General features: G+C 71.1%; 12 protein-coding genes. 9 read left to right on the top strand and 3 right to left on the bottom strand.

All coding sequences use genetic code 11. The features are described 5' to 3' along the window. Positions 1–202 precede the first annotated feature (202 nt). Positions 203–751 (bottom strand): ATP-binding protein, encoded by a 549-nt coding sequence (locus ACGF5T_RS24090; RefSeq protein WP_366767347.1) that lies wholly within the window; start codon positions 749–751, stop codon positions 203–205. After that, a complete protein-coding gene (locus ACGF5T_RS24095) occupies positions 748–1,506 on the bottom strand; it encodes a GntR family transcriptional regulator (RefSeq protein ID WP_366767348.1) in 759 nt (252 codons plus the stop codon). The genes ACGF5T_RS24090 and ACGF5T_RS24095 overlap by 4 nt, the downstream gene beginning before the upstream one ends. Before the next feature lie 260 nt (positions 1,507–1,766). On the opposite strand from ACGF5T_RS24095, the gene ACGF5T_RS24100 reads away from it, so the two are divergent. From ACGF5T_RS24100 to ACGF5T_RS24120, 5 genes are read left to right on the top strand one after another with little or no spacing between them, the layout of a single operon-like run. Beyond that, positions 1,767–1,940: a hypothetical protein gene (locus ACGF5T_RS24100; protein ID WP_366767349.1), complete on the top strand. Its 174-nt coding sequence runs from the start codon at positions 1,767–1,769 to the stop codon at positions 1,938–1,940. Further along, on the top strand, positions 1,937–2,674 hold the full coding sequence (locus ACGF5T_RS24105; RefSeq protein WP_366767350.1) for a helix-turn-helix transcriptional regulator: 738 nt from the start codon (positions 1,937–1,939) through the stop codon (positions 2,672–2,674). The genes ACGF5T_RS24100 and ACGF5T_RS24105 overlap by 4 nt, the downstream gene beginning before the upstream one ends. A gap of 35 nt (positions 2,675–2,709) precedes the next feature. Continuing rightward, complete coding sequence (repSA, locus tag ACGF5T_RS24110; protein WP_366767351.1) at positions 2,710–4,098, top strand: replication initiator protein RepSA; 1,389 nt, start codon at positions 2,710–2,712, stop codon at positions 4,096–4,098. Then, positions 4,095–4,289 carry a helix-turn-helix domain-containing protein gene (locus ACGF5T_RS24115; protein WP_365420006.1) on the top strand — a complete coding sequence of 65 codons (195 nt, stop codon included), beginning with the start codon at positions 4,095–4,097 and terminating at the stop codon, positions 4,287–4,289. The genes repSA and ACGF5T_RS24115 overlap by 4 nt, the downstream gene beginning before the upstream one ends. After that, complete coding sequence (locus ACGF5T_RS24120; RefSeq protein WP_366767352.1) at positions 4,289–5,530, top strand: site-specific integrase; 1,242 nt, start codon at positions 4,289–4,291, stop codon at positions 5,528–5,530. The genes ACGF5T_RS24115 and ACGF5T_RS24120 overlap by 1 nt, the downstream gene beginning before the upstream one ends. Positions 5,531–5,550: 20 nt before the next feature. Here ACGF5T_RS24120 and ACGF5T_RS24125 read toward each other — a convergent pair whose 3' ends face one another. Beyond that, positions 5,551–6,741: a CAP domain-containing protein gene (locus ACGF5T_RS24125; protein WP_366767353.1), complete on the bottom strand. Its 1,191-nt coding sequence runs from the start codon at positions 6,739–6,741 to the stop codon at positions 5,551–5,553. A gap of 207 nt (positions 6,742–6,948) precedes the next feature. On the opposite strand from ACGF5T_RS24125, the gene ACGF5T_RS24130 reads away from it, so the two are divergent. The 4 genes from ACGF5T_RS24130 (at position 6,949) to ACGF5T_RS24145 (ending at position 13,252) form a co-directional block, all read left to right on the top strand. Next, complete coding sequence (locus tag ACGF5T_RS24130) at positions 6,949–7,230, top strand: acylphosphatase (protein ID WP_366767354.1); 282 nt, start codon at positions 6,949–6,951, stop codon at positions 7,228–7,230. Between the two features lie 380 nt (positions 7,231–7,610). Then, on the top strand, positions 7,611–7,823 hold the full coding sequence (locus ACGF5T_RS24135) for a hypothetical protein (protein ID WP_003973418.1): 213 nt from the start codon (positions 7,611–7,613) through the stop codon (positions 7,821–7,823). A gap of 263 nt (positions 7,824–8,086) precedes the next feature. Continuing rightward, positions 8,087–11,641: a chromosome segregation protein SMC gene (smc, locus tag ACGF5T_RS24140; RefSeq protein ID WP_366767355.1), complete on the top strand. Its 3,555-nt coding sequence runs from the start codon at positions 8,087–8,089 to the stop codon at positions 11,639–11,641. Positions 11,642–11,833: 192 nt separating this feature from the next. After that, a complete protein-coding gene (locus ACGF5T_RS24145; RefSeq protein WP_356610555.1) occupies positions 11,834–13,252 on the top strand; it encodes a sugar porter family MFS transporter in 1,419 nt (472 codons plus the stop codon). The last annotated feature ends 397 nt before the right edge of the window (positions 13,253–13,649 follow it).

A 13,649-nucleotide genomic window follows, 5' to 3' on the forward strand; every position in this document is an offset into this window, starting at 1 on the left:
CCAGCCACGACGTGTTCTGACCTCATGCCCGTGTGCCTGCCTCTTGGGCGGGGGCGGGCGGCCGGCGGTGCCGAGCGGGGCGGAGACATGAGCGCGGGCGCCGCCGGCCGCCCGCGCCCGCCCGGAGGAGCGAAGCGACGACGGGTGCTTGATGAGGTAGAGAAACCTGTAACTCGTGCCTTGGTGGCCTTGTGGCTCCCGCCTATGGGCGGTCGTTCTCTGCTTGCAGGGTCTTCAGAACAGACTCGGGGTCCCCGTCGTAGACAAGGTGAGGTTCGTCGGGCTTCGGGGCCACGAATCGCTTGCGGTAGCGGATCAGGTCGCTCTCGGCGAAGAAGATCGAGTTCGGGTCGTCCTCGTGCCGCGCATTGCGCTTGCTCACGCGGGACCACAGTTCCTCGTGGCTTGCCTCGAGGTAGACCACGACCGAGACCGCGCCACTTTCGGCTGCCACCGAACGCCAGTGAGCACGGTCTTCCGGCGTCCAGAAGCCATGGTCGACCACCACATCGCGACCGGCCTGGAGCTGTTCGCGGAGCTGGACGGAGGTCTCCTCGAGGATTGGCCGCTCAAGGGTCGGGAACGTCCCTCGGGGGAAGTCGACCCCGTACACCCCATGTCGGCGGAACATCTCTTCGTCCGGGCAGAGTCTGAGGAAGCCACGGGCCGTGAGGGCACGGGCCAGAGTGGTCTTCCCTGAGCCGGGGAGTCCGGCCATGAGGACGCAGAACGGTTGGCGAGTGCTGGTCACTGGGTGACTTCCGATTCCGTCTGCCACGTACGTCCGGGGCCGCCGAGGTCGACGCCGTATTCAACGACGGCGCCTTCACTGTCTACGAACCTCGCAGTCATGACGACCACCGGGTCCCGCGGGGCCTGCTCGGGGTCCAGCTCCAACAGCTTCGCGTCCTCGGAGGTGAGCAGTCGAGCCGACGCGGTATCGAACCGGTGCGTGATCGGGCGACCGGTTGCCTGTGCGATGAGTTGCAGCGACGTTCCCCCGGTCAGTCGCTCGCTGCTCGTGAGCTGGGGGATCAGCTCTCCGTACCGGACGGGAATCCATGAAGTCGAGTGCGCGACGATGCCGTGTCGGTCGCGGTAGACCCGGCTTCGCCGGATCACGTTCGAGCCGGGCTTGATGTCCAGCGCTTGCGCCACGTCTGCGGGCGCCGGCACCACCGAAGCCTGATGCGAGTCGGACCGTTCGCCGGTCCCCCAACTGGACCCGGTGCGGCGGCCTCGGTCCTGGCGCTGAGACCCGGAGGACATAGGGGCGGGACGGTCCAGGACCTCGGTCCCGATTCCGTGGATACCCCGGACAAGGCCCTCATTGCGCAACTTCCGCAGCGCCTTCTCGGCTGTCGCGGCGCTGACGCTCCACTCCTGCGAGAGGTTCTTGATGCTCGGCAGAAGCGAGCCCGGCTGGAGTTCGCCGGACGTGATCAGCTCCGCGTAGTGGGCGGCAATCTGCGCATAGGGCGCTCGATTGTCTGCCTGGTCGGCCATTGCGTCAGCTCCCTTGTCTCAGTGGCTACTTCCCTAGCGTACCGCTTGACACCCTAAGGTGCCCTAGGGAACCTTAGGGATGTAGCACCGCATGAATGAGAGATCCGGCACCACCGAAGCCTGCCCAGGGACGGCGCCTCAACCGCCAAGAAGAACCGCCGCCCCTGGCTCCCTCGAAGGGAAGTCCCATCATGCCCGTGATGCCTGTTGGCTCGCACCCGGCGCGGTTAACCGCCTCGCTGTCCCGCCGTGAAGACGCTGTGGTCGTCCCTTCGCCGTGCTGGGCCTGCGGCGCGTCGGGAGGACTCGACTGGATCAACGTGGACGGCATCGGCGTCCTGGTCCACGGTCGGGAGCGCTGCCCGGTGGCCGTGCCGTTCGTCTGGGAGACGGGCCAGCCCCTGGCTTCGCTCGCTGGGGCGGTGGCCGCATGAGCGCCGCAACGATCACCGGGAATGAGCGGCTGCGTGCCGCCATGGTCGCCGCGAACGTCACGATCGAGGGCCTGGCCGGTCACCTCGGCGTCGACCCCAAGTCGGTCGACCGCTGGCTGAACTCGCAGCGGACGCCGCACGCCCGCAACGCGGAAGCCGCCGCCAAGCTTCTCGGCGCTGACGCCTACCACCTGTGGCCCAAGCTCGGCGAGCGTCACCGCTCCGCCCCGACCGCGCAGGAGGAGGTCGTCGCCTGCTACCCGATGCGCTCCACCGTCCCCTACGGTCTGTGGCGCTCGACCCTGGCCAACGCGACGACGGTGATCGACCTGGCGGTGTCCAACCTGCTGTTCCTGGCCGACGCGGTCTGGGACCTGCCGACCCTGCTGGCCGACAAAGCATCCGCCGGCGTCCGCGTCCGCATCGTCACCCCCGAGAACCCGGCCGGACCGGTCACCGGACTGGACGACGTGTTCCCCTCGCTGCTGACGGCCCCCGGCCTGCGCCTGTCCACGCACCCCGGTCTGCGGGCCGACGTGATGCGCGCAGATGATGACCTGCTCGTCACGACGCCGATCGACGGGCTCACCCCAGCTCTGGCTCCGGTCCTGCACCTGCGCCGCCTGGGTCCGGCCCCGATGGTCGGCGGCTACCTGGCCACCCTCGATCACCTCTACGCCACGGCCACCCCGACCCGGCCCGCCACCACTCACCTGCGGGCGGTGGCCGCGTGACGCACCTCCCTGTCCCCACGGCTGCCGTCGCTGACATGGCGTCGGCCGTGGGCACCGACCCCCTGACCCTCGCTGATCTCCTGCGGGTCGCCAACGCTCCGGGCTTCGACCGCTGGCGCGAGCAGATCCGCCGCACGGGCGGCTGCACCAACCCGATCCACCTGCAAGGCTCGACGGTCACTCGTGACGCCAAGACCGGCGACGTCCTCTACTCCTACAGCACCGAGCAGGAGCCGGGCGGACGCCTCCGGGTGGCCTGCGGCAACCGCCGTGCCTCCCGCTGCCCCGCCTGCGCCTGGACCTACGCCGGGGACACCTACCACCTGATCCGCGCCGGGATCACCGGGGATGAGGGCAAGGACGTTCCCGTCACCGTGCGGGATCACCCGCGCGTCTTCGCCACCCTCACCGCGCCCTCCTTCGGCCCGGTCCACAACCGGCCCGCCTCCCGGCACTGTCGCTGCGGTGCCCAGCACGCCGAGACGGACCCCGCCCTGGGTACGGCCCTGGACCCGGAGCGCTACGACTACGCCGGGGCGGTGCTGTGGAACAACCATGCCGGGGACCTGTGGCGCCGCTTCACCATCTACCTGCGCCGCGAGATCGCCGCCCGCGCGGGCATCGCCCAAGCCGCCCTGCGCGAGGAGTGCCGGGTCTCTTTCGGCAAGGTCGCCGAGTTCCAGAAACGCGGTGCCGTCCACTTCCACGCCGTGGTGCGCCTCGACGGCCCGGACGGCCCCGACACCTCCCCGCCGGCGTGGGCCACTGTCGCTCTCCTGGATGCCGCGATCCGGGCCGCCGCCGCCCGCGTCGCCGTGCCGGTCCCGGCCGCCGGGGACTTCCCCGCCCGCACCCTGCGTTGGGGAACGCAGGTCGACGTGCAGCCCATCGGCGCCCTGGGCCATGAGGAACTGACCGAACAAGCCGTTGCTTCGTACGTCGCCAAGTACGCCACCAAAGCCGCCGAGACCACCGGCACTGTTGACCGCCGCATCGGGGAGCTGAGCGAACTCGACCGCCTCGACCTGCCCGCGCACACGCGGCGGCTGATCGAAGCCTGCTGCCTGCTCGATGCCGCCTACCCTGACCGGCTGCTGGCCCGGTGGGCTCACATGCTCGGCTTCCGCGGGCACTTCTCCACCAAGTCCCGCCGCTACTCCACCACCCTCGGCGCCCTGCGCCAGACCCGCGCCGACTACCGCGCCCGGCAGGAGCGTCGCGAACGCGGGCTCTCCGAAGACCTCGACGACACCGACGGCTCCACGCTCGTCCTTGCCCACTGGACGTACGCCGGACAGGGACACAGCCCCGGCGAGTCCTGGCTGGCCGCCAGCATCGCCCGAGACCTGCGCCTGAACCGCGAGACAGCACGCGAAGCACTCGCCGACCTGCACGACATGGACGACATGGAGGTGTGGGCATGAAGCGCTCGCTGCCCGACCGCTACCTGACCCCCGTCGACCTGGCCGACCTCCTCGGCGTCCCCGTCGAGACCGTCTACCAGTGGCGCCGCAAGCAGACCGGACCGCGCGGCTTCCGCGTCGGCCGGCACCTTCGCTTCGACCCTGAAGACGTCCGCGTCTGGGTCGAGTCCCAGATGGAAGAGGCAGCCTGATGGCCGGACACGTCCAAGACCGCTGGTACAAGGTCGAGACCGGCACCGACGGTAAGACCGTCAAGGTCAAGACCGACCGCTTCGGCGTCGGCCTGCGCTATCGCGCCCGGTACGTCGGCCCCGACGGCTCCGAGAAGTCCAAGAGCTTCCCTGACAAGCAGAAGCGCAAGGCGGAGCAGTGGTTGGCCAACATCGAGGCCGACATGTCGCGCGGGGACTACGTGGACCCCGGCGCTGGAAAGGTCACGTTCGAGCAGTACGCCACTGAGTGGATGGCGTCGCAGATCACTGACCCCCTGACTCGTGAGGCGGTGGAGAGCCGTCTCCGACTCCACGCGATCCCGTACCTGGGCACGCGGCCTCTGGCGTCCTTCACCCCGTCCCATCTGCGCGTCTGGCTGCGGACGCTGGAGGACCGTGGGCTCTCCGCCGGGTACCGGCGCGGCATCTTCGCCCACGTGTCCACGGTGTTCACCGCCGCCGTGGAAGACCGGATCATCCGCGCCAACCCGTGCAGCGCTCGGTCCGTGCGGGCGCCGCGTCTGGAACCTCGCAAGGTCAAGCCGTGGCCTGCTGAGCGGATCATGGAGGTGCGCTCGGCCTTGCCGGACCGCTATCAGGCGCTCGTCAACGTCGCTGCCGGATGCGGACTACGTCAGGGGGAGGTTTTCGGCCTGGCCGTGGAAGACGTCGACTTCCTCGGGGGAGTGGTCCACGTAGTGCGGCAGGTCAAGCTACTGCGGCAGCACCGGCCGGTGTTCGCTCCGCCGAAGGGCGGCAAGGAACGTGACGTGCCTCTGCCGCAGTCCGTTGCCTTCGCCCTGGCTGCTCACCTCAAGCGCCACCCCGCGACGCGGATCACGCTTCCCTGGAAGAACCTCGACGGACCGCCGGTCACGGCATCGCTCATCTTCACTGGGCCTGCCGGGCTGCCGCTCGACCGGAACCGCTTCAACGATCGCGTCTGGCGGCCGGCGCTTCGGGCCGCGAGTGTCGAGACCGGTCGGGACAACGGCATGCACGCCTTGCGGCACTTCTACGCCTCGGTCCTGCTGGACGCGGGGGAGAGCATCAAGGCTCTCAGCGAGTACCTGGGACACCACGACCCCGGCTTCACCCTGCGGACGTACACGCACCTGATGCCGTCGAGCGGGACCCGGACCCGGGCCGCCGTGGACCGCGTTTTCTCGGACGGGGAAGCCGCCGCTGACGGCCCGGACACGGCCCACGAGGGCGCCTAGCCGTCTGACCTGGGGTTATCTCAGTAGCCGAAGTTCTGCGTCCACCAGGGGCCGCCGGAGCCGAAGTGGACTCCGACGCCCAGGGTGCGGAAGTCGCAGTTGAGGATGTTGGCCTTGTGGCCGGGGCTGTCCATCCAGGCGTCCATCACGGCCTGGGCGTCGGCCTGGCCGCGGGCTATGTTCTCGCCGCCGAGGTCGGTTATCCCGGCCGCCTCGGCCCGGTCCCAGGGGGTCGCTCCGCTGGGGTCGGTGTGGTCGAAGAAGCCCTCAGCGGCCATGGCCGCGCTGAAGTCCTCGGCCAGTTCGCGCAGCGCGCTGTTCGCGGCCACCGGGCTGCAGCCCACCTTGGCCCGCTCGTCGTTGACGAGCTTGAGCACCTGGGCCTGGGCGACGGCTTCGTCCGACGCGGTGGCCGGCGTGCTGGGCTGCGCCGGCTTCACCCCCGCCGGGCGCGACGGCGTGGGCTTCGCCTCGGTGTCCGGCGTGGACCGTTGCCTCTCCGTCTTCGACGGTGTCCCGGCCGGAGCGGCGGGCTGGGTCGCCGACGCGGAGGGGGAGGACGGCGAGGAAGAGGACCCGGACGGTGCGGAGGGGGACGTGGAGCCCGAGGGCGGGGAGGCGGGCGCCGGGGAGCGGTCGGTGCCCCGGCTCGCGGCGCCGCCGTCCCGGCCGGCCTCGGCGCTGCCGGAGGTGCCGCCCTGCTCGGACGGCGTGTTCGTCGGCGCGTCCTGGGCCTGCACCCGGCCGCCCCCGTCGCTGCTCGTCCCGCCGCCGATCCGGTAGTTGTCGAGGCCGGGAACCGCGCCGGTGGCCACCGCCACCGTGCCGAGGGCGACCGCGGCGGAGACGCCGAGCAGGCCCGTGCGGACCGGGGTGACGCCCTTCCTCTTGCGGCGGCGGTGGTTCCCCGCGCGCTGCGGCCCCTCGTCGGGGGCGAAGCCGTCGCTCGGGAAGGGGACGGTGCGGCCCGCCTGCGGGGGGCCGTCGCCTCCGTCGCCGTCGGGGCCCTCGGACGCGAACAGGTAGGCGTCACTGCGCGCCCGGACCTCGGCGTACGCCTCCGGGTTCAGGTAGGGCGCGATCCCCATCGTGGGGCGGTCGCCCGGGGCCGGCTCGGTGCCGCCCCTTCCCGTGGTGCCGTCCGTGCGGTGGTCCTCCGCGGCACGGCCCGTGGCGGCGCGGCCGGCGGCGGAGCGTCGGTGGCGTCCCATGTTCTGGCCTTCCTCGTCCTCGCGCTGGACGTGTCTCGCGCCGGACGTCGCTCGCGGTCGACTCCTCGCGGCCGACGTGTCCGCACGATCAACACGCAACTCACACGTTCGAGTGAGTTTCAGGTGCGATTCATTGGGTGGGGACGGTACCGCATGGCGCAAGGGGGTGAAGTGTCCGGCGAGACATTGACTGGTTAGCTTGCCCCCATGAGTGAGGATGTACGGCTGGTCGCGTGGGTGCGCGGACAGGTCCAGGGCGTGGGTTTCCGCTGGTTCACCCGGGCCAGGGCGTTGGAACTCGGCGGGATGAGTGGTTTTGCTCTCAATCTGGCCGACGGGCGCGTCCAGGTCGTGGCGGAGGGCCCGCGCGAGCGGTGCGAGGGCCTGCTCGACTGGCTCCGCGGCGACGACACGCCCGGGCGCGTGCACGGTGTCACCGAGATCTGGGACACACCCCGCGGCGGCTACGAGGGCTTCGCCATCCGCTGACACGGCGTCGCGCACGGGCCCCGGATCCTTCCGCGGGAGCGGCTCCCCAGGGGTGCCCGAGGCGAAAAGGACCAGGTGGTTGCCAAGAACGGCGTCACATGGCAGGCTCCGCACGCAGGATGATCGCCACGCCCCCAGGGGCCCGCAGGAGTCGCCGCGTCGCCGTTCACAGGCCGCGTGCCCCCGGGCGCCCGTCAATACGGGGCGTGATCGTGTTGACCGTCAAACTTTTTGGTGAGACGCTGAAAGCCCCGCGCACCTTAGCTGTTTGGCATGGTTGAACGGCAGGAAAAACTCCAAAGTGCCAAGCACCGCGGGTGCGATTCCCCTCACGACCCACACCGCTTCGGTCGGTCACTCATTGTGGAGGACCATCCATCATGGCAAAGGCGCTTCTCGGTTACGTCGGCGGCTCCGACCCGCGACTCCTCGCCGAGATGCGACGGCTCCAGCAGCGCGTCCAGGACCTGGAATCCGAGCTCGGACGGATCCAGGCGGAGAACGATGCGCTGGCGGCTGCCGCTTCTCACGACAGGATCATGGAGAGCATGGAGAGCGTTGACGCACACCAGGCGGAGCCTGCGCTCACCTGATCACTGCATCGCTCCAACGCGGCACAACAGTGGTCGGGCCCGCCCGTACAACCGCTCAGGTGTCAGAGTCTGCAAGGGACGCTTCGGCGTCCCTTCTTTCTTGGCTTCCTGCCCCCGTCCCCGCCGTCCGGCCCGCCCTTTTCTCCCCCGCGCATCCTTTCACCCTCTTCAACGTCTGATGTGCCCTGCACGTTCACTCGTGAAACCGCGGCGGTTCACCGGTTCATGGAGTGAGACACCCGCGAGAGGTAGAGTCCGGCGGCGTGCACCTGAAGGCCCTGACCCTCCGCGGATTCAAGTCGTTCGCCTCGGCGACCACGCTCCGGTTCGAACCGGGCATCACCTGCGTCGTCGGTCCGAACGGCTCGGGCAAGTCCAACGTCGTGGACGCGCTCAGCTGGGTCATGGGAGAGCAGGGCGCCAAGTCGCTGCGCGGCGGCAAGATGGAGGACGTGATCTTCGCCGGCACCACCGGCCGCCCGCCGCTCGGCCGGGCCGAGGTGTCGCTGACCATCGACAACTCCGACGGGGCGCTGCCCATCGAGTACGCCGAGGTCACCATCACGCGGATCATGTTCCGCAACGGCGGCAGCGAGTACCAGATCAACGGTGACACGTGCCGCCTCCTGGACATCCAGGAGCTGCTCTCCGACTCCGGCATCGGCCGCGAGATGCACGTCATCGTCGGCCAGGGCCAGCTCGACTCCGTCCTGCACGCCGACCCCATGGGGCGCCGGGCGTTCATCGAGGAGGCCGCCGGCGTCCTCAAGCACCGCAAGCGCAAGGAGAAGGCGCTGCGCAAGCTGGACGCGATGCAGGCCAACCTCGCCCGCGTGCAGGACCTCACCGACGAACTGCGGCGCCAGCTCAAGCCGCTCGGCCGGCAGGCGGCGGTGGCCCGACGCGCCGCCGTCATCCAGGCCGACCTGAGGGACGCGCGACTCAGGCTCCTCGCCGACGACCTCGTACGGCTGCGCGAGGCGCTCCGGACCGAGATCGCCGACGAGGCCGCCCTGAAGGAACGCAAGGAGGCCGCCGAGCAGGAGCTGGGCAGGGCGCTGCGCCGCGAGGCGGACCTGGAGGACGAGGTGCGCCGGCTCACCCCGCGCCTCCAGCGCGCCCAGCAGACCTGGTACGAGCTCTCCCAGCTCGCCGAACGGGTCCGCGGCACGGTCTCCCTCGCCGACGCGCGCGTGAAGAGCGCCACCTCCGCTCCTCCCGAGGAGCGGCGCGGCCGGGACCCGGAGGAGCTGGAGCGCGAGGCCGCCCGCGTCCGCGAACAGGAGGCCGAACTCGAGGCGGCCCTGGAAGCCGCGGAGCACGCCCTGGAGGACACGGTCGCCCATCGCGCCGACCTCGAACGCGAGCTGGCCCTGGAGGAGCGCCGCCTCAAGGACGCCGCCCGGGCCATCGCCGACCGCCGGGAAGGGCTGGCCCGGCTCAGCGGCCAGGTCGGCGCGGCCCGTTCGCGCGCCGCCTCCGCCCAGGCCGAGATCGAACGGCTGGCACAGGCCCGGGACGAATCCCGGGAGAGGGCCGCCGCGGCCCAGGAGGAGTACGAGGCGCTCCAGGCCGAGGTCGACGGTCTGGACGCCGGCGACCAGGAACTCGCCGAGCGGTACGACGCCGCCAAGCGGGGACTGGCCGAGGCGGAGGCGGCTCTGGGCGCCGCCCGGGAGGCGGCCACCGCGGCGGAGCGGCAGCGCGCGGCGACACGGGCCCGCCACGAGGCGCTCGCGCTGGGACTGCGCCGCAAGGACGGCACCGGGCCGCTGCTCGCCGCCCGGGACCGGCTCACCGGTCTGCTCGGCCCGGCCGCCGGTCTCCTCACCGTGACCCCGGGTCACGAGGTCGCCCTGGCCGCGGCGTTCGGCGCCGGCGCCGACGCCCTCGCGGTCACCTCCCCGGCGGCCGCCGCGGACGCCATCCGTCTGCTGCGCAAGCAGGACGCCGGGCGGGCCGCCCTACTCCTGGCCGGCGCCCCCGACGACGTACCGGAGGAACCGCGCGCCGACGGGGCGCCGTACGCCGCCGATCTGGTGCGCGGGCCCTCCGAGCTGATGCCCGCCGTGCGGCGGCTGCTGCGCGGGGTCGTCGTGGTCGCCACCCTGGAGGACGCCGAGGACCTCGTCTACGCCCGGCCCGGACTGACCGCCGTCACCGCCGAGGGCGACCTCCTGGGCGCGCACTTCGCGCAGGGCGGCTCCGCCGGGGCGCCGAGCCTCCTGGAGGTCCAGGCGTCCGTGGACCAGGCCGCCGCCGAGCTGGAGGAGCTGGGCGTGCGGTGCGGGGAACTGGCCGAGGCGCAGGACGCGGCCGTCGAACGGCGCCGGGAGTGTGCCGCGCTGGTCGAGGAGCTGGGGGAGCGGCGCCGGGCCGCCGACCGGGAGAAGTCGGCCGTCGCCCAGCAGCTCGGCCGGCTGGCGGGGCAGGCGCGGGGAGCGGCCGGGGAGGCCGAGCGGTCCGCCGCCGCAGCCGCCCGGGCGCAGGAGGCGCTGGACAAGGCGCTGACGGACGTCGAGGAACTGGCCGAGCGGCTCGCCGTCGCCGAGGAGATGCCGGTCGAGGAGGAACCCGACACCTCCGTGCGCGACCGGCTCGCCGCAGACGGCGCCAACGCCCGCCAGACCGAGATGGAGGCCCGGCTCCAGGCCCGTACCCACGAGGAGCGGGTCAAGGGCCTTGCCGGGCGGGCCGACTCCCTGGACCGCGCCGCCCGCGCGGAGCGCGAGGCACGCGCGCGTGCCGAGCAGCGCCGGGCCAGGCTGCGGCACGAGGCGGCCGTCGCGGAGGCGGTCGCCGCCGGCGCCCGGCAGCTGCTCGCGCACATCGAGGTCTCCCTGGTCCGGGCCGACGGGGAGCGCACCGCCGCCGAGGCGGCCAAGGCCCGCCGCGAGCAGGAACTGACCGCCGCGCGCACCGCCGGACGCGACCTCAAGGCGGAGCTCGACAAGTTGACGGATTCAGTCCACCGGGGCGAGGTACTCGGCGCCGAGAAGCGGCTGCGTATCGAGCAGCTGGAGACCAAGGCGCTGGAGGAACTCGGTGTGGAACCGGCGGGACTCGCGGCCGAGTACGGGCCCCATCAAGAGGTGCCGCCCTCGCCCCCCGCCGAGGGCGAGGAGCTGCCGGACGATCCGGAGCACCCGCGCAACCGCCCCCGGCCCTTCGTCCGCTCCGAGCAGGAGAAGCGGCTGAAGGCCGCCGAGCGCGCCTACCAGCAGCTCGGCAAGGTCAATCCGCTGGCCCTGGAGGAGTTCGCCGCGCTCGAGGAACGGCACCAGTTCCTGAGCGAACAGCTGGAGGACCTGAAGAAGACCCGCGCCGACCTGCTCCAGGTCGTCAAGGAGGTCGACGAGCGGGTCGAACAGGTCTTCACCGAGGCCTTCCGGGACACGGCCCGGGAGTTCGAGGGCGTCTTCAGCCGGCTGTTCCCGGGCGGTGAGGGGCGGCTTCTCCTGACCGACCCGGACAACATGCTCACCACCGGGGTGGACGTCGAGGCCCGGCCTCCGGGCAAGAAGGTCAAACGGCTCTCGCTGCTCTCGGGCGGTGAGCGCTCCCTGACCGCCGTGGCGATGCTCGTGTCGATCTTCAAGGCGCGGCCCAGCCCGTTCTACGTCATGGACGAGGTGGAGGCGGCGCTCGACGACACGAATCTCCAGCGGCTGATCCGGATCATGCAGGAGCTGCAGGAGGCCTCGCAGCTGATCGTCATCACGCACCAGAAGCGGACGATGGAGGTCGCGGACGCGCTGTACGGCGTGTCCATGCAGGGCGACGGTGTGTCGAAGGTCATCAGCCAGCGGCTGCGGTAGTCCTGACCGGGATTGCTTCAACTCTTGAACGTCTAACTCGGATCGGCATCTCCAAACTCACATCTCTCGCCCTATTGACTTCGAAACTTGAAGGCATAGTCTCTGCAACGTTGCTTTTACCTTCAGGTTCCTTCCATGGCACCTCGAAGGCGATCCACCCCGGCAGCGTTGCCGGCAGCCCGAGGAGTACACGTGGCCAGCACACCGCAGGCACCCGCATCAGGAGCCAGAGCGGCTCACCCCGAACATCTCGGGCACGTCATCTTCATCGCCGCGGCGGCCGCCATGGGCGGCTTCCTGTTCGGCTACGACAGTTCCGTGATCAACGGTGCCGTCGAGGCCATCCGGGACCGCTACGACGTAGGCTCCGCGGTGCTGGCCCAGGTCATCGCCATCGCGCTGATCGGCTGTGCCATCGGAGCGGCGACCGCGGGACGCATCGCCGACCGCATCGGCCGCATCCGCTGCATGCAGATCGCGGCGGTCCTCTTCACCGTCAGCGCCATCGGCTCCGCCCTGCCCTTCGCGCTGTGGGACCTCGCCATGTGGCGCGTCATCGGCGGTTTCGCCATCGGCATGGCCTCGGTGATCGGCCCCGCCTACATCGCCGAGGTCTCCCCGCCCGCCTACCGCGGCCGGCTCGGCTCCTTCCAGCAGGCCGCGATCGTCGTCGGCATCGCCGTGTCGCAGCTGGTCAACTGGGGTCTGCTCAACGCCGCCGGCGGCGACCAGCGCGGTGAGCTGATGGGCCTGGAGGCCTGGCAGGTCATGCTCGGCGTCATGGTGATCCCGGCCGTCCTCTACGGCCTGCTGTCCTTCGCCATCCCCGAGTCACCGCGCTTCCTGATCTCCGTCGGCAAGCACGAGCGCGCCCGGAAGATCCTCGAAGAGGTCGAGGGCAAGGACGTGGACTTCGACGCCCGCATCGCCGAGATCGAGCACGCGATGCACCGCGAGGAGAAGTCCTCCTTCAAGGACCTGCTCGGCTCCAGCTTCTTCTTCAAGCCGATCGTCTGGATCGGCATCGGCCTCTCGGTCTTCCAGCAGTTCGTCGGCATCAACGTCGCGTTCTACTACTCCTCGACGCTGTGGCAGTCGGTCGGCGTCGACCCGACGGACTCGTTCTTCTACTCCTTCACGACGTCGATCATCAACATCGTCGGCACCGTGATCGCGATGATCTTCGTGGACCGCGTCGGCCGCAAGCCGCTGGCCCTCATCGGCTCGGTCGGCATGGTGATCGGCCTGGCGCTGGAGGCCTGGGCGTTCTCCTTCGACCTGGTCGACGGCAAGCTCCCGGCCACCCAGGGCTGGGTCGCACTGATCGCCGCCCACCTCTTCGTGCTCTTCTTCGCCCTGTCCTGGGGCGTGGTCGTCTGGGTCTTCCTCGGCGAGATGTTCCCCAACCGCATCCGCGCCGCCGCGCTGGGCGTGGCCGCCTCCGCGCAGTGGATCGCCAACTGGGCCATCACCGCGAGCTTCCCGTCGCTGGCCGAGTGGAACCTCTCCGGCACGTACGTGATCTACACGATCTTCGCCGCGCTCTCCATCCCCTTCGTGCTCAAGTTCGTGAAGGAGACGAAGGGCAAGGCCCTGGAGGAGATGGGCTGACCGCCCTCGATCCCGGGGAGAAGGGCCAAGTCCCCGCTGCCCCTCTCCTCGCACGGTCCGCCGCCCCCGCACCGGTCACTCCGGACGGGGGCGGCGGTGTCGTACCCGCCTCCAGGAGGAAGCCGACGGCTCCCTCACGGCCCGGTACCGCCCGGTGCGCCGGCACGGCCCGCCGGTGAGGAGGCCGTGGCTCGCGGTGGAGGGACCCCGACAGGCTCGCGGCCCGTGCCGACCGGGGTGTACGACGTCCGCCCGCAGGGTGGTGCGGCGGAGGCCGATCGCGGTGGTGCGCGCCGCGCGGCCGGGGGTGGGTTGTTCGACCCGGGCCCGGACACGTCGAGGCCCCCCCCACCGGACGGTGGGGGGCCTCGACGTGTCCGGGCGGCGGTCCAAGACG

The organism is Streptomyces sp. NPDC047853 (assembly GCF_043204535.1).
GTDB lineage: Bacteria > Actinomycetota > Actinomycetes > Streptomycetales > Streptomycetaceae > Streptomyces.